Origin of the sequence: Agrobacterium tumefaciens (genome assembly GCF_031801495.1) — a bacterium.
GTDB lineage: Bacteria > Pseudomonadota > Alphaproteobacteria > Rhizobiales > Rhizobiaceae > Agrobacterium > Agrobacterium tumefaciens_K.
On sequence record NZ_JAOEGC010000001.1, the window covers coordinates 1,820,610 to 1,837,179 of the forward strand.

General features: G+C 59.3%; 17 protein-coding genes. 10 read left to right on the forward strand and 7 right to left on the reverse strand.

What is annotated here, in order from left to right; genetic code table 11:
* Positions 1-5: 5 nt before the first annotated feature.
* From N7578_RS08460 to N7578_RS08470, 3 genes are all read right to left on the reverse strand, one after another.
* Positions 6-839: a carbohydrate ABC transporter permease gene (locus N7578_RS08460; protein WP_311109827.1), complete on the reverse strand. Its 834-nt coding sequence runs from the start codon at positions 837-839 to the stop codon at positions 6-8.
* Positions 836-1,816 (reverse strand): sugar ABC transporter permease, encoded by a 981-nt coding sequence (locus N7578_RS08465; protein WP_311109828.1) that lies wholly within the window; start codon positions 1,814-1,816, stop codon positions 836-838. The genes N7578_RS08460 and N7578_RS08465 overlap by 4 nt, the downstream gene beginning before the upstream one ends.
* Before the next feature lie 65 nt (positions 1,817-1,881).
* Positions 1,882-3,147, reverse strand: a complete 1,266-nt coding sequence (locus tag N7578_RS08470; RefSeq protein WP_311109829.1) for an ABC transporter substrate-binding protein — start codon at positions 3,145-3,147, stop codon at positions 1,882-1,884.
* Positions 3,148-3,415: 268 nt separating this feature from the next.
* Between N7578_RS08470 and N7578_RS08475 the strand changes: the two genes are divergently transcribed.
* The 3 genes from N7578_RS08475 to N7578_RS08485 all read left to right on the forward strand — a co-directional run bounded on the left by N7578_RS08475 (position 3,416) and on the right by N7578_RS08485 (position 5,153).
* Positions 3,416-4,429, forward strand: a complete 1,014-nt coding sequence (locus N7578_RS08475; RefSeq protein WP_311109830.1) for a substrate-binding domain-containing protein — start codon at positions 3,416-3,418, stop codon at positions 4,427-4,429.
* 188 nt (positions 4,430-4,617) lie between these two features.
* Positions 4,618-4,815: a hypothetical protein gene (locus tag N7578_RS08480; RefSeq protein ID WP_311109831.1), complete on the forward strand. Its 198-nt coding sequence runs from the start codon at positions 4,618-4,620 to the stop codon at positions 4,813-4,815.
* A gap of 179 nt (positions 4,816-4,994) precedes the next feature.
* Positions 4,995-5,153 (forward strand): hypothetical protein, encoded by a 159-nt coding sequence (locus tag N7578_RS08485; protein ID WP_311109832.1) that lies wholly within the window; start codon positions 4,995-4,997, stop codon positions 5,151-5,153.
* Positions 5,154-5,266: 113 nt separating this feature from the next.
* Here N7578_RS08485 and N7578_RS08490 read toward each other — a convergent pair whose 3' ends face one another.
* Positions 5,267-5,839 (reverse strand): DNA-3-methyladenine glycosylase, encoded by a 573-nt coding sequence (locus tag N7578_RS08490; RefSeq protein ID WP_311109833.1) that lies wholly within the window; start codon positions 5,837-5,839, stop codon positions 5,267-5,269.
* 54 nt (positions 5,840-5,893) lie between these two features.
* Here N7578_RS08490 and N7578_RS08495 point away from each other — a divergent pair, with 54 nt between their 5' ends.
* From N7578_RS08495 to N7578_RS08505, 3 genes are all read left to right on the forward strand, one after another.
* Entirely contained in the window at positions 5,894-6,208 is a 315-nt protein-coding gene (locus tag N7578_RS08495; RefSeq protein ID WP_311109834.1) for a hypothetical protein, read from the forward strand.
* A 181-nt stretch (positions 6,209-6,389) separates the two neighbouring features.
* Positions 6,390-7,445 (forward strand): murein L,D-transpeptidase family protein, encoded by a 1,056-nt coding sequence (locus tag N7578_RS08500; RefSeq protein ID WP_311109835.1) that lies wholly within the window; start codon positions 6,390-6,392, stop codon positions 7,443-7,445.
* 19 nt (positions 7,446-7,464) lie between these two features.
* Positions 7,465-8,277: a L,D-transpeptidase gene (locus tag N7578_RS08505; protein WP_311109836.1), complete on the forward strand. Its 813-nt coding sequence runs from the start codon at positions 7,465-7,467 to the stop codon at positions 8,275-8,277.
* A 70-nt stretch (positions 8,278-8,347) separates the two neighbouring features.
* Here N7578_RS08505 and N7578_RS08510 read toward each other — a convergent pair whose 3' ends face one another.
* Complete coding sequence (locus tag N7578_RS08510) at positions 8,348-9,682, reverse strand: aspartate aminotransferase family protein (protein WP_311109837.1); 1,335 nt, start codon at positions 9,680-9,682, stop codon at positions 8,348-8,350.
* Between the two features lie 145 nt (positions 9,683-9,827).
* On the opposite strand from N7578_RS08510, the gene N7578_RS08515 reads away from it, so the two are divergent.
* The 4 genes from N7578_RS08515 to N7578_RS08530 all read left to right on the forward strand — a co-directional run bounded on the left by N7578_RS08515 (position 9,828) and on the right by N7578_RS08530 (position 14,433).
* Complete coding sequence (locus N7578_RS08515) at positions 9,828-10,376, forward strand: cupin domain-containing protein (RefSeq protein WP_311109838.1); 549 nt, start codon at positions 9,828-9,830, stop codon at positions 10,374-10,376.
* A gap of 616 nt (positions 10,377-10,992) precedes the next feature.
* Complete coding sequence (locus N7578_RS08520; protein WP_311109839.1) at positions 10,993-11,673, forward strand: sugar transferase; 681 nt, start codon at positions 10,993-10,995, stop codon at positions 11,671-11,673.
* A gap of 224 nt (positions 11,674-11,897) precedes the next feature.
* Entirely contained in the window at positions 11,898-13,157 is a 1,260-nt protein-coding gene (locus N7578_RS08525) for a polysaccharide biosynthesis/export family protein (protein WP_311109840.1), read from the forward strand.
* Positions 13,158-13,164: 7 nt separating this feature from the next.
* Positions 13,165-14,433, forward strand: coding sequence for an O-antigen ligase (locus tag N7578_RS08530; RefSeq protein WP_311109841.1), 1,269 nt, complete (start codon positions 13,165-13,167; stop codon positions 14,431-14,433).
* Between the two features lie 88 nt (positions 14,434-14,521).
* Here N7578_RS08530 and N7578_RS08535 read toward each other — a convergent pair whose 3' ends face one another.
* Entirely contained in the window at positions 14,522-15,016 is a 495-nt protein-coding gene (locus N7578_RS08535) for a hypothetical protein (RefSeq protein ID WP_311109842.1), read from the reverse strand.
* A gap of 187 nt (positions 15,017-15,203) precedes the next feature.
* Entirely contained in the window at positions 15,204-16,562 is a 1,359-nt protein-coding gene (locus N7578_RS08540) for an HlyD family type I secretion periplasmic adaptor subunit (RefSeq protein ID WP_311109843.1), read from the reverse strand.
* Positions 16,563-16,570: the final 8 nt, after the last annotated feature.

A 16,570-nucleotide genomic window follows, 5' to 3' on the forward strand; every position in this document is an offset into this window, starting at 1 on the left:
TTCTCCTAGCCTTTGACGCCACCGGCGGTGAGGCCGGAAATGATGCGTCGCTGGAAGATCAGGACGAGGACGACGAGCGGAAGAGTGACGATGACGGAGGCCGCCATGATCGATCCCCACGGGATTTCGAACTGCGAGCCGCCCGACAGGAGCGCGATGGCGACCGGCACCGTGCGCTGCTCGTTCGATGATGTAAAGGTCAGCGCGAAGAGGAACTCGTTCCACGCCGCGATGAAGGCGAGAAGGCCGGTGGTGACGAGCGCTGGCCACATCAGCGGCATGAAGACCTGACTGATGATGACCCACGGCGTCGCGCCATCGACGATGGCAGCTTCCTCGATCTCGATCGGCAGATCGCGCATGAAGGTGGTCAACACCCATACCGTGAAGGGCAGGGTAAAGATCATGTAGGAGAAGATCAGCGCCAGCGGCGTGTTGAAGATGCCTGCCCAGCGGATCAGTTCGAACAGACCGGCGAGAACGGCGATCTGTGGGAACATGGAGACGGAGAGGATCGTCAGAAGCAGCAGCGAACGGCCGCGAAACCGCACGCGGGCCAGCGCATAGGACGCCGTGACCGCCAGAAACAGCGATACGATGACGACACACGATGCGATCATCAGCGAGTTGCCGAGATTGCGCAGGAAGCTGCCGTTGCCGAGCACGAAGCTGTAGTTGGCCAGCGAGAAGTCTTTCGGCCAGTAATCTATCTGGAACAGTGCCGTTCCGGATTTCAGGCTGGTCAGGATCGCGTAATAGAACGGGAAGACCGAGATGACGATGATGACTGCCACCAGCGCATAGAATGCCGACGTCTTGAGAATGTTGGGAAAGGTCATCGCGCGGCTCCATCGGTGTTGACGCGCCCGAGCCACATATAAACGACCGTGATCGAGGCGATGATGAGGAACAGCATGGTGGAGGCGGCCGCGCCGTAGGCGAACTTGTCGAAATCGAACAGGTTTTCGCGGGCCAGGACCGACATTGTGCGGGTCTGGGCGTTGTTCGGCGTCAGGATATAGATGAGATCGAAGACGCGCAGCGCATCCAGCATGCGGAAGATCACGGCGACCATCAGTGCTGGCCGGATCATCGGCAGGGTGACGCGGAAGAACACCTTGACCGGATGGATTCCATCCACCTTGGCGGCCTCGTACATGTCCTTCGGCACCATCTGAAGGCCGGCGAGGATGAGCAGCGCCATGAACGGCGTCGTCTTCCAGACGTCGACGATCAGGACCGCAATCATGGCGGTATCAGGGTTGGCGGTCCATGCGATCTTGCTGGAGATCAGGCCGAGATTGAGGAAGAGATCGTTCAATATGCCAAACTGGTCGTTCAGCATCCACGCCCACATCTGGGCAGAGACGATGGTGGGGATGGCCCACGGAATGAGGATCGCGGCGCGGACGATGCCGCGGCCCTTGAACTCGGCGTTCAGCACCAGCGCGACGACAAGGCCGAGAACGGTTTCGATGCTGACGGAAACGATGGTGAATTTCAGCGTGTTGAGCACTGCGCCCCACCATGCGGGATCCGCGAGCAGGCCGCGATAGACGGTGCGTCCGCTGCCGAGCGTGATCCAGGTGAGGTAGTTCCTGAAGCCGACGAACTGTGCATCGGACAGATTGGTCAGCGAGGCATCCGTCAAGCTGAACCAGATGGTGCGCACGAGCGGCCAGCCTGCGACGAGGGCAAGCACGAACAGTGTGGGAGCCAGAAACAGCCAGGCGGACCGAAGGCGTTCCGACTGGAGATCGGAGCCGGAACCGGCGCCCGCCGTCACGGCTGGTCTTTCTAGAGCGATATCGTTCATGGGGATGTCTCACGGTTGGGGCATCGAAAACGGCGAGATAAGCGCCGTTTTCGATGCGAGCCGGATTACCAGCCGTTGCCTTTGAGGTCGGTCAGTTCCACCTCGAGCAACTCGAGATTGTCGGCTGCCGAGCCGTTGCCGGAGAGCGTGTTGTGAACAGCGCCCCAGAACTTGGCGGACACCTCGTTATATTTCACCTTCGCTGCGGCCGAGGGACGCGGAACGGCGGTCTGGAAAATCGGCTTCCAGGTCGGCATGAAAGGCTGCGCCTCCGCAACATCCTTGTCGTCATAAAGCGCTGCGATGGTCGGCATGTTGGAAAGCTGGACGGCGCGTTTCTTCTGCGTTTCCTTCGACGCGAGGAACTTTACCAGCTGGATGGCCGCTTCCTGATCGTCTGAGTATTTCGAAACGGCAAGGTTCCAGCCGCCAAGCGTGGAGGCGGGGTCCGCCCCAGCTTCACCGGCAGGCAGTGGTGTGACGCCGAACTTGCCCTTGATGGCGCTGTCGGCACCGTTACCCAGTGCGTAGGCATAGGGCCAGTTGCGCATGAAGACCGAATTGCCGGTCTGCCAGACGCCGCGCGCTTCCTCTTCCTTGTAGGCGAGGACGCCCTGCGGGGCGATGGAGCCGACCCAGCCCTTGACGGTTTCGATGGCCGCGGCCGCCTTCTCGTTGTTGATGGAGATATCGCCGTTTGCCTCGACGATATGGCCACCGCCCGCCGATGCGATCCATTCGAGCGCGTTGCAGGTCAGACCTTCATAGGCGCTGCCCTGGAAGACGAAGCCCCAGAGATCCTTCTGGCCTGCGGCACGCTCCTTGTCCTGAATTTCCTTGGCGGTTTCGCTCAGCTCCGCCCATGTCTTCGGCGGCTGCTTGCCGTGTTTCTCAAGCAGATCCTTGCGGTAGAACAGCGCCGGAGCGTCGGTGAACATCGGCATGGCGACGAGCTTGCCGTCCACGGTCTGGGAGGCGACAATCGATGGGAAGTGATCGCCGATCACATCCTTCGTGGCTTCGGTCAGGTCTACGAACTGGTCGGCCAGTTGCGGCGCCCACACCACGTCGGTCTGGTAGACATCGACATCCTTGTTGCCCGCGGCAAGCCACAGCCGGTACTGGCTGAACTGCTCGCTGGACGACGACGGCATGGTGACGAGATTGACCTTGTGGCCCGTCTCCTTTTCGAAAGCGGCGATCTGTTCCTTGAAAAACGCGACGTTCTTGCCCGTCGAGTTGGCGGCAATCGACAGCTCGGCTGCCTGCGCAGACACGGCGGCAGATAATACGCTGCCGCACAGAAAAATGGTTCTCATGGAAATATTCATCGTCAAACTCCTCCGTTGGCGCTCGCAATCTTCCTCAAAATTGAAAGCGCTTTTGACTGGCGTGAGGCTGTCAAAAGCGAAGGTTTCTGTCAATACCCTTTGTTGATAGTCGATAATTCAGCGAAATCTTCGGGATTATTTCGGCGTTTGCCATTGAGAGTCGTCAACTGTAAGGTTTCAGGAAGGTAAAATTTGAAAACGCTTTCAATTTTTGCTGGCTTGAAAATTCCGCGGCTAGGCCGCATGCAGATACAAATTGGCAAATCAGATGAAGCTCAAGGAATTTGCAGAGAAGGTGGGTCTGTCCCCCACCACCGTCAGCCGGGCGCTGGGTGGCTACCCCGAGGTGCGTGAAGAGACGCGCCAGCGGGTGGCTGAGGCTGCTCGCAAATACGGTTACAGGCCGAACGCCAACGCTGTACGTCTGGCCACCGGCCGGGCGGGCGCAATCGGCGTCGTGATGGGCCGTTCGGGCGGCGGTCACTTCTTCTCCGAATTCATGGGCGGCATGGCGACGCGGCTCGAGCGCGAGGAAACCGATATCCTCGTCAGCGTCACTGTCGATAACAATCTGGACGAGGAACAGGCGATTTTCAGCCGCCTGGCGGCCAGCGGACGGGTGGACGGTATCATCGTGCACTCGCCGCGCCCGGAGGATGAACGTATCGCGCTGCTGCACCGGCTCGGCGTTCCATTCATCGTGCACGGGCGGTCGAAGACGCCGTTTGACCATGCCTGGCTCGACATCGACAACTACGAAGTCACCTATCGCCCGACGATCCATTTTCTCGATCGCGGACACCGCCGCATCGCGCTTATCAATGGCCCGACCGGGCGCACCTTCGTGAAGGATCGCGAGCAGGGGTTCCTCGATGCATTGGCGACCCATGGCATTACGCCCGATCCGCGTTTCATGCTGAGCGAGCAGTTCAGCGAGGATACCGCCTTCCGCTTCGCCCGCTCGCTTCTGGAGCAGACCCCGCGCCCGACCGCCTTCGTGGCGGGAGCGATGATGACGGCGCAGGGCGTCTATCGCGCCGCCGGGCAGCTGGGGCTGACGATCGGCAAGGATGTCTCCGTCATCGCCCATGATGACGTGTTTCCCTATCTGACGCCGGAAAGCATGATGCCGCCGCTTTCGACTACCCGTTCGCCCATGCGTATGGCGGGCATGCGCGTGACCGACCTTCTGCTGCAGATCATCGGTGGGCGTCCGGTCAACGAGGTGCAGGAACTCTGGCCGGTGGAGCTTATCCTGCGTGAGTCGGTCGGCAACCCCTGAGGTTTCCGTGCCTGAAGTTTTCAGGATAGTTCACTGATTCCATTCCGTTTTGTGAACGTCGTGTGAGTGATGTTCTCTCTTGGCCCCCTATACGCGTCAGACGTCTTGTGTATAATCGAAACATGTCCGGTGAATGTGAGGCAAACCGGGCAAACGCGTTTGGGAGACGCGTCCAAGGAGGGTACCGAATGTTCGAGTTTTTGAAGCCGCAACCGCAGACCGTGATCGATGATGTCGAAGCGACCGGCACTTACGCCGACGCGCTTTTGAACGTTCCGCAGCCGGAACTCTCCCGCTCGACTGCTCGCGAGCAGGGACATGAGGCCCACACCCGCGACTACCGCGAAGATCGTGATGTTTCCCGCAGCGCGCTCGGTTTCGCCTGATCGTCTCGTGACTTGTTTTTCCCGTTAAATTGGAACGCATGTGCGTCTGCGCCGTTTTCCTGATGTGCATCATCAATGATGGACGGCGCAGCTTGAGCGCAGGGACTTGTCCGGCGAACTGACCGGAGAGCAAATGTGTTTGCGCCGTCCTTTCGGTTGTTAGCAGGAAGGATGCTGAGATGCCCATCGGTCCCGTCGAACCTCATCCCGATCTTCCGAAGCCAGTGCCGCCACAGCCGGAGTTTCCTCCCGTGGACGAACCGGAGCCCGACCGTCTTCCGGATGAGGAGCCCAACCCCAATCCCGACGAAAATGACGATCCACCGATGGTGCTTTAACGGGCTTCCCGTGAAACACGCTGAAATCAGATTGATCTTCGGGTCAGGCCCGAGGATGACGTTGCGCTTGGACCATTATCTTCGAAACTCAGCTGCGTTCCTTGCCGCGCGCTTTACCCTTCAAAACGCTTGCTGACAAAAGGCGATCCGGCAAGGCCGAAACGCCAGGGGTAATCCTCAGCCTTGCTGATGCCGATTCGCCGGCCGATGCTTACGGCTGCGGCTTCCTTCGGCATCTTGAGCAGGAACGGTTGTCCGGCGAGTGACGCGCCGTCGAGCTCGCGGGTGATGCCCAGTGCTTCGCACAGTCGCCCTGGACCGGAGCAGAGAAGTTTCACCTTGTCAGTTCCGCGCCGGAGTTTCATCATGTCCAGGCCGGTGAACGGTTCGATGGCGCGCAGCAGGACGGCCGACCCCGGCGCACAGACGACATTCGCGCACCAGTGGATGCCGTAGGAACGGTAGACATAAAGATGACCCGGCGGGCCGAACATTGCCCTGTTTCGAGGTGTTTCGCCCCTGAAACTATGGGAGGCTGGATCGTCCGGGTTGTAGGCCTCGGTTTCCACGATGATGCCGCCCGTATTGCCGACGCGGAACTCTGCGCCGATCAGGGCGCGGGCGACGTCCACGGCATCGCGGCGGAAGAGGCTTTCGTTCATGTCCGGGCCAAGGATTTGATCCATCGGGAATTCCTTCTACCGCTTTCCGCCTCGCATCAGAAACAAGGAGAAAACGCCATGCAACGTGAAACGACATGTGTAAAGCGGGACGGCGACGTTGTCTCGGTGGAATTGACCACGACCGGGGGCGATCAGGTGTCTGTCCGCCTGGCCGTCGCCGGCAGCGGCATCAGTGATGCAGATGCGGTCAGCCGTGCCGCTGCGGTGCTTGCCGGACTTGCCGCATCGGCGGCGCAGGACACCTTGCATGGAAAGGCCAGCGCCCGTAGCGCAAAGGACCGCGACGTGCTGGAGGAGGAACTTGAGGAAGGGCTGGAGGACAGCTTTCCGGCAAGCGATCCCGTCTCCGCCACAATTACGTCGATCGTCTGACACGACGGCAAGCGAGCGATTTTTCCTGCCGTTGACGGAGGTGTCCGGGACCGCTCACGGCCTTGTGTGGCTATGATTAACGAAAGGGTAACGTCTCTTCACGAGTCTTTATGCCCATGGGAGGTTGCCGCTATATGGCCACCTTCGCTAGATAAGCGTCAACTAAATCAGGCTGGACGTCATGGGCATCAAGGGACTGCCGAACTCCGCATCCGCGGAATTCTGGCAAAGAGTAAAGGCAGGAATGAGAGTGGCTGCGGTCGTCGCCATAGGCGGCGGGCTTGCCGCATGCACGTCCATGGGACTCGAAAGCGTCAAGAAGGATCCGCCGAAACTTTCCTCGAAGATGGCTGCACAGATGTCTGCCAAAAGCATGCGGCCGGAAAGTCCTGTGCTGGTGCGCATTTTCAAGCAGGAAAGCGAACTGGAAGTCTGGAAGGTCGACAAGACCGGCAATTATGCGCTGCTGAAGACATATCCCATGTGCCGCTGGTCCGGAAAGCTCGGGCCGAAGATGGCATCCGGTGACCGGCAGGCGCCCGAAGGCTTCTATCACGTCTCTGCGGGCATGCTGAACCCGAACTCGCAATATTATGTCTCCTTCAATCTCGGTTATCCCAACCGACTGGAATCCGCCCTGGGTTACACGGGCGAGGCGCTGATGGTGCATGGCGCGTGCTCGTCGTCCGGCTGCTACGCCATGACGGACGCGCAGGTCGGCGAGATTTATGCCATCGTCGCGCGTGCGCTTCAGGGTGGGCAGGACCGGTTCCAGGTGCAGGCCTATCCGTTCCGCATGTCGGCGCGCAACATGGCCGCCCACCGGAACGATGCCAACATGCCGTTCTGGCGTACCCTGAAGGAAGGCTACGATTACTTCGAGGTAACACGACGCCAGCCAAAGGTTTCCGTCTGCGGCCGCCGTTATGTGTTCAACAGCGAGTTTGCCGGTGGCGAACCCGCCGATCCGCTTGCTGCCTGCCCGCCCGCCGTCAACCAGCCGGATCCGGCGGTGGCGTCGAAACTGGCTGACGAGCAGCAAAAACTTGCCGCCGCGATGAGCGAGGGAACTTCCGTCCCTGTCAACGCTTATGTGGATGGCGGCATGCATCCCAGCTTCCGGGCCATTCTGAAATCCAGCGGTGCCAAGTCCATGGCGGCGAAGGTTTCCGGCACGAAGTACCCGATAAGCCGCCCGGAGGCGGCCCTGGCAGACCCCTTTGCCGGTGTAAGATGATGAATATGAGGTTTTTCAATTGAACGACACGACGACGACCCGGCGTGGGTTCCTGCTCGGTGCAGGTGGACTGGCGCTTGCAGGCCTGGCCGGTTGCAATACCACGGCACGCGAGGCGGCACGGCCCGCAGCACCCGCCGATGACCCGATGTATGCGCTGATGTATGGGCCTAAGCCGGATGAACAGTTCCCGCTGCCTGAAATTCCCTACAAGAGAATTCCACGCCGCTTCCTGCGCCAGATGGTGTCGAACCCGACTGGCGAACGTCCCGGCGTGATCGTCGTGGATACCGCCAACCATTTCCTCTATCTCACCTACGAGAACAATCAGGCCATGCGGTACGGCGTCGGCCTCGGGCGCCAGGGCTTCGAATGGTCCGGTCGTGGCGTGATCCAGTACAAGCGGCAATGGCCGCGCTGGACGCCGCCGGATGAGATGGTCGCCCGCCAGCCGGAACTGGAGCCCTACAGCTCGCGCAATGGCGGCATGCAGCCCGGGCTGCAGAACCCGCTCGGCGCACGCGCTCTCTACATCTTCAAGGATGGCAAGGATACGATCTACCGTCTGCACGGCTCTCCGGAGTGGTGGACGATCGGCAAGTCGGTGTCTTCCGGCTGCGTTCGACTGATCAATCAGGATATCATCGACCTCTACAATCGCGTGCCTGACGGCACGCCGATCGTCGTGACGGCATTGGGTCCGGCGCAGGAGGGCATTCCGATTGGACCGGCCGGGGTGCCGGTGGACGACGGAATCTATCCCGTCTCGCAGTATGGCGGTTCCGGCAAAGTCATGGGCGACGGCCTGCCGCGCCCGGTACAGAGCTACTGATCCCATATATATAAAGAGCCAAAAGGCCGCGCCGTCCGTCGACAGCGCGGCCTTTCTGGTTTTCAGGCTATCAATGGGCGCGTTTCAACGCATCGCCGAGGATCGAAACGATATCGTCGAAGTGCGACCTGTCGGCAATCAGCGGTGGCGACAATGCGATGATGTCGCCGGTCACGCGGATGAGCAGGCCGCGCTCGAAGCAATCCGTGAAGACGTCGTAGGCGCGTGCGCCCGCAGCGCCGTCACGCGGCTGCAATTCGATGCCCGCGATGAAGCCGATGGTGCGGATATCAATGACGTTCGGCAGACCCTTGAAGGAGTGGATGGCGTCGTGCCAGGCATCCTGCAGTTCGGCGGCGCGGGTGAACAGTCCTTCTTCGCGGTAGATATCGAGTGTGGCAATACCGGCCGCGCAGGCAACCGGATGGCCGGAATAGGTATAGCCGTGGAACAGCTCGATGGCATTGTCCGGACCATGCATCAGCGCATCATGCACCTTGCGGCTGGTGAACACCGCACCCATCGGGATCGCGCCGTTGGTCAGACCCTTGGCGGTGGTGACGATATCCGGCGTGACGCCGAAGTAGTTGCTGGCGAAGGAGGTGCCCATGCGGCCGAAACCGGTGATGACCTCATCGAAGATCAGGAGAATGCCGTGCTTGTCGCAGATGGCCCGCAGGCGCTCCAGATAACCCTTCGGCGGCACGAGAACGCCGGTTGAACCGGCAACCGGCTCGACGATGCAGGCAGCGATTGTTTCGGCACCATGCAGGGCGACCAGCCGCTCCAGATCGTCCGCCAGATCCGCGCCGTGTTCCGGCTGGCCCTTCACGAAGCTGTTCTTCACCGGATCGTGGGTGTGGCGCAGATGGTCCGCCGGGATCTGCGGGAAGACACGACGGTTGTTGACGAGGCCGCCGACCGAGATACCGCCGAAGCCGACGCCATGATAACCGCGTTCGCGGCCTATCAGGCGTGTGCGGGTACCTTGGCCGATGGCGCGCTGGTAGGCGATGGCGATCTTGAGCGCGGTATCGACGGACTCGGAGCCGGAGCCGGTATAAAAGACGCGATCCAGTTTCGCGCCATCCGGTCCCGGTGCGATTTCGGCCAGCCGCTCGGCAAACTCGAAGGCGATCGGATGGCCCATCTGGAATGAGGGCGCATAATCCATGGTCGACAGCTGGTGCTTGACGGCGTTGGCGATCTGCTGGCGACCGTGGCCGGCGTTGACGCACCATAGGCCGGCGGTGCCGTCCAGAACCTGGCGGCCATCCGTGCTGGTATAGTACATGCCTTCCGCACTGGCCAGCAGGCGCGGATTGGCCTTGAACTGCCGATTGGCCGTAAACGGCATCCAATAGCTGTCGAGTGAAATGGCGTTGGATCGGTTCGGGTTGTCCATAAAGCTCTCCTGTTTGCTGACGGCGATTGAAATCTATTTTTCTGACTGAACAAGTCCTTTTCTTGAGTTCGTCAAGCTATTGAAAACGCATCCGCCATGTTAGAAAGTTTTCGATATTTCGAACAATGGAAACAGGGGTGCGACCATGTCGGTCGATATCGGCGGGCGTCTGCGTCATTTGAGGATGCGTCACAACATTTCCCAGCGGGAACTGGCGCGTCGGGCCGGGGTGACAAACTCCACCATTTCGCTGATCGAATCCAACACGTCCAACCCTTCGGTCGGCGCGTTGAAGCGCATTCTCGACGGCATTCCCATCGGTCTTGCCGAATTCTTCGCCTTCGAGCCGGAAACCACCCGCAAGGCCTTCTACCGGGCGGACGAACTGGTGGAGATCGGCAAGGGGCCTATTTCCTTCCGCCAGGTGGGTGACAATGTTTTCGGACGCAGCCTGCAGATCCTCAAGGAATGTTATCAGCCGGGCGCGGACACCGGCAAGGTGCCCTTGGTGCATGATGGCGAGGAGGGTGGCATCATCCTGTCCGGACGGCTGGAGGTGACGGTGGATGACGAGCGGCGGATCCTCGGGCCGGGTGATGCCTATTACTTCGAAAGCCGCAGACCGCACCGCTTCCGTTGCGTCGGACCGGTGCCCTGCGAGGTCATCAGCGCCTGCACTCCACCAACCTTCTGATTGTGATTCCCGATGATCTCCCGCAGGCGTTGGTGATAGCGCGACGTCCTGAAATGCAATTCTTCGAGAGGTGGTGAAATTATTCTCGATTTATCTTCGAGGAAAAACAAATTTATGCCGCATTTAAGGCGCCTTTCGGCCATATTTCCAACTTTTCCATCGCTTTTTCTTGGTTGAAGGGCGATTTCCTTAGAGAAATTCAAAGACGATATATCAAATTTTATATGCATTGCCGCAATCATGTTGCGATGCAAAAAAAATTAAACGCTGTCTATTTTCGCGTTTGTTCTTCATTTTTCTTCTTCATTTCATCAAGTGACAAGAAACACATAAGAAAAACAGAACAACGAAATAGAAAAGAATACATGGTCCGGGCGGAGCCATGCTCCAATGACATGGCATCTGGCACATTTGTTTCTTTTTTATGCAACTGCTAATATTGCCCGTGGGCTGTTCGGGGTGCACCGCAAGAATTCGCATAGACGGCCATACGCGATCTGCCTTACAAAAAGTCCATTAACATCAAATTCCGAACACAGACTTGTTATCTCCTTTGGGAGACAAAGACGCGCCTCCGGGCACCGACCTATCGCAAAACACAAATGGAGTTATCTCTATGAAGTCCGCGACTCGATCGGCTGGTTCGCCATTAAGCAACTCCGAAGATTTCGATGTCAGTTTTCCTATCGGGGGGATCGCAAAACGCAGTTTCGACGTGACGTCGGCCCTGCTTGCGCTCCTCATATTCAGCCCGATCTTCCTTTTGATCGCAGCGCTCGTGAAATTTTCCGACCGCGGTCCGGTGTTCTACGGGCACCGCCGCATCGGGCATAACGGCCGCTACTTCCATTGCCTGAAATTCAGGACCATGGTGATGAATGGCGACGAGATGATGCGCCAGTACCTTGCGGCCAATCCCGAGGCTGCGGAAGAATGGCGTACGACGCGCAAGCTCAAGAACGATCCCCGAGTAACGGTGGTCGGGACGGTGCTGCGCAAGCTTTCTCTTGATGAGCTGCCGCAACTCATCAACATCATTCGTGGTGAGATGAGCGTCGTCGGTCCGCGTCCCGTGGTCGACGAGGAGCTGACCTACTACGAATCCGCTGCATCCTATTACCTCAGCACCCGTCCGGGTTTGACAGGTCTGTGGCAGATCAGCGGCCGCAACGACGTGTGCTACAAGACCCGCGTCGCATTCGATACGCAATACGTGCAGAACTGGTCGATGATGCGGGACATGTCCATCATCTTCAAGACCATCCCTGCTGTCTGCCTTTCCCGCGGAAGCTACTAACCCGATAGTTTATCTGTTGCCGTTGCCGTTCTTTGTTGTGCCACGCATCCTGCAAAAAACCTCGTACGGGGTTTTCAGGATGCGTTTCGGGTCCTGACGAAAGCAGGATGGATCCGAGGGCGAAAACCATTTTGGCCGCTCCGGCGGATTTTAGCGACTGGCCTTGTCCGGTCGCCCTATCGGTTGATCGCCGGAATGGCGATCCGCAAAAAGGGAGTTTCCCGATGAACGGCATTTTCGCCGCCACTCACCGCCCGCTTGCCGCTCTTGTGCTTGCCGCCTCCGTCGCGTTCGCCGCGCCGTTTGCCGCGATGGCCGAGGGGCAGGGGCAATACAAGCTCGGTACCGCCGACAAGCTGCGAATCCGCGTCGCCGAATGGCAGCCCGCCGATGGCAGCATCCGCAACTGGGATGTCATCAACGGCGACTATTCCGTTGGCCCCTCCGGTACGCTGTCGCTGCCCTTCATCGGCCAGCTCCAGGTGGGCGGGAAGACGCCCGCCGAAGTCGGCGAGGCGATCGGCGCTGAACTGCAGAGCAAGTTCGCGCTTCGCAATCTTCCCTCCGCCGCGGTCGAGATCGCCCAGTTCCGTCCCGTGTTCCTCGCAGGCGATGTGCAGACACCCGGCGAATATCCTTATGCGCCCAATCTGACCGTTCTCAAGGCTGTCAGCCTTGCGGGCGGCCTGCGCCGCTCCGATGCAGGACAGCGGTTTGCCCGTGACTTCATCAACGCGCGCGGCGATGCCGCCGTTTACGACAACCAGCGGTCCCGATTGCTGGCACGTCAGGCGCGGCTGATTGCCGAGGTCAAGGGTGATCCGAACATAGCAAAAACGCCTGAAATGGAGAAAATCTCCGATATCGATGCGCTGCTGGCGAGTGAAGGCGCGTTGATGAAATCCCGAACCGAGCGTTACACGCTGCAACTGAAGGCACTGACGGATCTCAGGGCGCTTCTGGAAAGCGAAGTGGATTCGCTACAGAAAAAGACGGAAACCCAGAACCGTCAGCTCCAGCTTGCGAATGAGGACCGCGACCGCGTGAACCGGCTGAACGAGCAGGGGCTTGCGCTGTCGCAGCGGCGCATCTCGGCGGAAGAGCGGGCCGCGGAAGTGGAATCGAACCTGCTGGATATCGATACGGCCGCCTTGCGCGCCAAGCAGGATATCAACAAGGCGACCCAGGACGAGATCAACCTGCGCAACGACTGGGATGCCCAGCGTTCCAAGGAGTTGCAGGATACCGAGGCCGAACTGGAAAAGCTGAACCTGCAACTGTCGACCAGCCGTGAGCTGATGTCCGAGGCGCTGGCGCAATCGGCCGAGGCGATCCGCTTCGATCCTTCAGGCAAATCGGCGACCATCAGCTACGTCATCGTGCGTGAGGAAGGCGGCAAGGCGAAGGAACTGAAGGTGGATGAGAACACCATGCTTCAGCCGGGCGATGTCATCAAGGTCGCATCCGAAATCCTGATGCAGTGAGGCTCGCATGCGGATTGCCAAGTCGGCGCTGATCGATCCCGAACGCAATGAAATCTACGGAACGGCGGCCATTGCGCTGTCATTCTTCGTGTTCGCCTACTCGTCACGTTTCGGGCAGATCTCGATCCTGGCCTATTACGGCGTGTGGTTTCCGCTGATCGTGGTGAACTACCGGCAGGTGCTTGGCAACTATGTCCGCTATCTCTGGATTTTCGCCTTCGGCATTCTGGCGGTGCTTTCGACCTTCTGGTCGGATGCCGCCTCCGTGACGATGCGTGCTTCCATCCAGTACCTCACCCATATCGTCTGTGCGCTGATCGCCATGCGGCTCATTTCGATCCAGACGCTGACGCGTGGTGCATTGATCGGCATTACGGTCGTGCTGCTCTACTCGCTGCTGTTCGGCATCTATCTGTTCGATGCGCTGGATGGCACCTATAGCTTCGTCGGTGCCTTCTCCTCGAAGAACCAGCTCGGCTTTTATGCCTCGCTCGGCGTGATCTTCGCGGTCGCATCGGTCGTCGTGCTGCGGCAGCGGGGCATCTGGCTACCGGTGGCGGGTGTCACGGGATTGCTGTCGGCCTACAGCCTGCTTGCCTCGCAGTCCGCCACATCCGTCATTACGACCGCGGCGGCGGTCGGTCTCATTATCGGTTTCCTGCCACTCGGCATGCTTTCGCCTGCCAACCGCCGCGGAATATTTCTGGCACTCGGCGGACTTGGTGCGTTGCTGGTCGTTGCCTCTCTGCAGTTCGGGCTGCTCGATGCCGTTCTTGGTGTTTTCGGCAAAGACACGACCCTGACCGGCCGCACCTATCTCTGGCAGCAGGGCATAGAGGCTGCGCAGCGTGCACCGATCCTCGGTGTCGGTTATCAGGGGTTCTGGGTCGCAGGCTTTGCCGATGCCGAACGGCTGTGGAACGACTTCTTCATCACCGGCCGCAGCGGCTTCCACTTCCATAACACCTATATCGAGGTTGTGGTGGAAAACGGCCTTGTCGGCATGTTGCTGCTGGGGGCTGTGCTTTACGGCACACTGTTCGGCCATCTGCGCTCGGTGCTGGTGCGCGAAAGCGATCCGCAGGGACTGATCCTGTTTGCGATCTGCGCGCTCTTCGTCGTACGCTCCTTTGTGGAGATCGACATCATATTCCCGTACCAGATCGGCTCGTTCCTGCTGTTCTATGCTGCCGGAAAGCTCAGCCTGCCCGCTCAGAAGGCGAGGACCAGCGAAGCAATACGGCACCGAGCGCTGCGGTTACAGGCCGGGCGGTGACTCACCACGCTGCTGTCTCTGCCCATCACACATTCGGCGTCATCCTCGGGTCTAGCATGAGGATGATCCGTGAGGGGCGTGGAGCGGACTACAGATAATCCGCCGATACGTGCGGGCTTGCGTGAATGAAGGCCCACATCACCTTGCTGATCTCGACGATCCCGGCGATCGATTTTTCCAGCTGCTCGATTTCCTTTTCGTCCATCTGCTCCACCTTGCCATAGCGCACCTGGCTGTCATCCTCGACAAGGCGCATGAGCTGTGTGCTGGAAATCTCGCCCTTTTCATCAAAGGAGTAGATGCAGTGATTGTATTTGTTGCGGGTTTTCGCTTCCTTTTTCAGGCTGGCGATGATGGCGAGAATTGTCTTGCGATCCGCTGGGGAGGTGGACGGGAGCTTCGCCAGCCGTTCGACGAGGTCCATACGCGCGCGCGTGGTGTTCAAAGTCAGGAAGACTACGATGGCCGCTTCCTTCTCGACCTTGAGAAGGTGGACAATCAGATAGATCATGAGGCTTTCGGTGTTGGTCCAGACATAATTCAGCCTGCCGACCATCAGCAATACATCCGACATAGCCGCCATGCCGTCCTCCCAAGCCCACAGTAATAAGACGTGTATTATATGCGGCACATCGGGGAAAAAACAGTATATCAGGCTTGTGTCGTAACCTTTCTTTGAAAAACAACGTCCTCCTCGGGCTGGGTCCGAGGAGGACGGAGGGAGGAATATCGCGGCACTGCCAGGAGCCTTTACGCGTCCTCCCTGACCCTTATCTTTCCTTGAATGCTCGCGACATGCTGTCGGTGACCGGCTTGACCAGATATTCGAAGAAGGTACGTTCGGATGTCTGGATCAGCACGTCGGCGGGCATGCCGGGTACGGGATGGAAATTGTGAATCTTGGCAATTTCCTCGTCTGGGATCTGCACGCGCACGATGTAGACGTCCTTCACCTGAAGGCCGGCATTTTCCTCGATGCTGTCGGCCGATACATAGAACACCTTGCCATTCAGAACCGGTGTGGTGCGCCGGTTGAGAGCGGATAGGCGCACGGCGGCGGTCTGGCCCTCATGCAACTGGTCGATGGAGGTACGCAGCACCTGTGCTTCGAGGATTAGCGGAACGTGGGCCGGCAGGATTTCCATGATCGGCTTGCCGGTGGTGATGACGCCGCCCGGTGTGTGGTAATAGGACCGCACCACCGTGCCGTTGACCGGAGAGCGGATGACAGTGCGTTCGAGCACCTTCGCCGCTTCGCGGACCTGTTCGCGTACGCTGTCCAGATCGGCCTCGGCTGTTTCCAGTGCATCGAGCGCGGCCTGCCTGTTGGCATTGACGGCGATGATCGCTTCCTGCCGGAACTTGGCGACCTCGGCCTCGCTCTGGTTCATTTCGCCGGTCAGACGGGCGATATCGCCCATAGCGTCGGCGATGGCGCGTTCCAGCGCCAGCATGTCGGTCTTGCGGATGACACCGTCCTTCGCGAGGCGTTCCTTGGAATCGCGTTCCTGCATAAGGAGCGCCAGCTGGCGTTCGAAGGCCTGTTTCTGGCCGTCATAACCGGAATAGCGAAACGACAGTGATTTGATGTTCTTGTCGATCAGGTTGAGCTGTTCTTCGAGCTTCACCTGCTTGCTGTGGAACACGACATTCTGACTCTGGATGATGGTGCTGATATCCGGGTCGCTGGCTTCGGCCATGACGATATCCGGGATCTTGAAGCTCTTTTCGCCCTGCGCTTCGGCGCGAAGGCGGTTGACGATGGTTTCCAGTCTGAGGCGGCGCAGTTGGAGCATGCGCTCATTGGCAAGAGCGGTCGTCTTGTCGAGCGTTAGCAGGACATCGCCTTCCTTCACCGTCTGGCCTTCGTTCACCATCAGTTCCTTGATGATGCCGCCTTCAAGATGCTGGACGATCTTGTTGTTGCCGGTGGCGACGAAACTGCCCTGCGCGATGATGGCGGAAGCGAGCGGGGCTGTGCCAGCCCAGTAACCGAAGCCACCGAACGAGGCGAGCAATACGGCAAGGCCGATGGAGCTGTGCAGCCGGATCGAACGCGGCACTTCGCTGTACCATTCGATCTGGCCCTGTTCGCGGGTTTCGATGACCGTTTTTTTCCTCTTGAACATGGCTGGCC

What these genes read in the sequence shown, in the direction of transcription:
- N7578_RS08460 (WP_311109827.1), bottom strand. Translation starts at nt 839, where the DNA reads ATGACCTTTCCCAACATTCTCAAGACGTCGGCATTCTATGCGCTGGTG.
- N7578_RS08465 (WP_311109828.1), bottom strand. Translation starts at nt 1,816, where the DNA reads ATGAACGATATCGCTCTAGAAAGACCAGCCGTGACGGCGGGCGCCGGT.
- N7578_RS08470 (WP_311109829.1), bottom strand. Translation starts at nt 3,147, where the DNA reads ATGAATATTTCCATGAGAACCATTTTTCTGTGCGGCAGCGTATTATCT.
- N7578_RS08475 (WP_311109830.1), top strand. Translation starts at nt 3,416, where the DNA reads ATGAAGCTCAAGGAATTTGCAGAGAAGGTGGGTCTGTCCCCCACCACC.
- N7578_RS08480 (WP_311109831.1), top strand. Translation starts at nt 4,618, where the DNA reads ATGTTCGAGTTTTTGAAGCCGCAACCGCAGACCGTGATCGATGATGTC.
- N7578_RS08485 (WP_311109832.1), top strand. Translation starts at nt 4,995, where the DNA reads ATGCCCATCGGTCCCGTCGAACCTCATCCCGATCTTCCGAAGCCAGTG.
- N7578_RS08490 (WP_311109833.1), bottom strand. Translation starts at nt 5,839, where the DNA reads ATGGATCAAATCCTTGGCCCGGACATGAACGAAAGCCTCTTCCGCCGC.
- N7578_RS08495 (WP_311109834.1), top strand. Translation starts at nt 5,894, where the DNA reads ATGCAACGTGAAACGACATGTGTAAAGCGGGACGGCGACGTTGTCTCG.
- N7578_RS08500 (WP_311109835.1), top strand. Translation starts at nt 6,390, where the DNA reads ATGGGCATCAAGGGACTGCCGAACTCCGCATCCGCGGAATTCTGGCAA.
- N7578_RS08510 (WP_311109837.1), bottom strand. Translation starts at nt 9,682, where the DNA reads ATGGACAACCCGAACCGATCCAACGCCATTTCACTCGACAGCTATTGG.
- N7578_RS08515 (WP_311109838.1), top strand. Translation starts at nt 9,828, where the DNA reads ATGTCGGTCGATATCGGCGGGCGTCTGCGTCATTTGAGGATGCGTCAC.
- N7578_RS08520 (WP_311109839.1), top strand. Translation starts at nt 10,993, where the DNA reads ATGAAGTCCGCGACTCGATCGGCTGGTTCGCCATTAAGCAACTCCGAA.
- N7578_RS08525 (WP_311109840.1), top strand. Translation starts at nt 11,898, where the DNA reads ATGAACGGCATTTTCGCCGCCACTCACCGCCCGCTTGCCGCTCTTGTG.
- N7578_RS08530 (WP_311109841.1), top strand. Translation starts at nt 13,165, where the DNA reads ATGCGGATTGCCAAGTCGGCGCTGATCGATCCCGAACGCAATGAAATC.
- N7578_RS08535 (WP_311109842.1), bottom strand. Translation starts at nt 15,016, where the DNA reads ATGGCGGCTATGTCGGATGTATTGCTGATGGTCGGCAGGCTGAATTAT.
- N7578_RS08540 (WP_311109843.1), bottom strand. Translation starts at nt 16,562, where the DNA reads ATGTTCAAGAGGAAAAAAACGGTCATCGAAACCCGCGAACAGGGCCAG.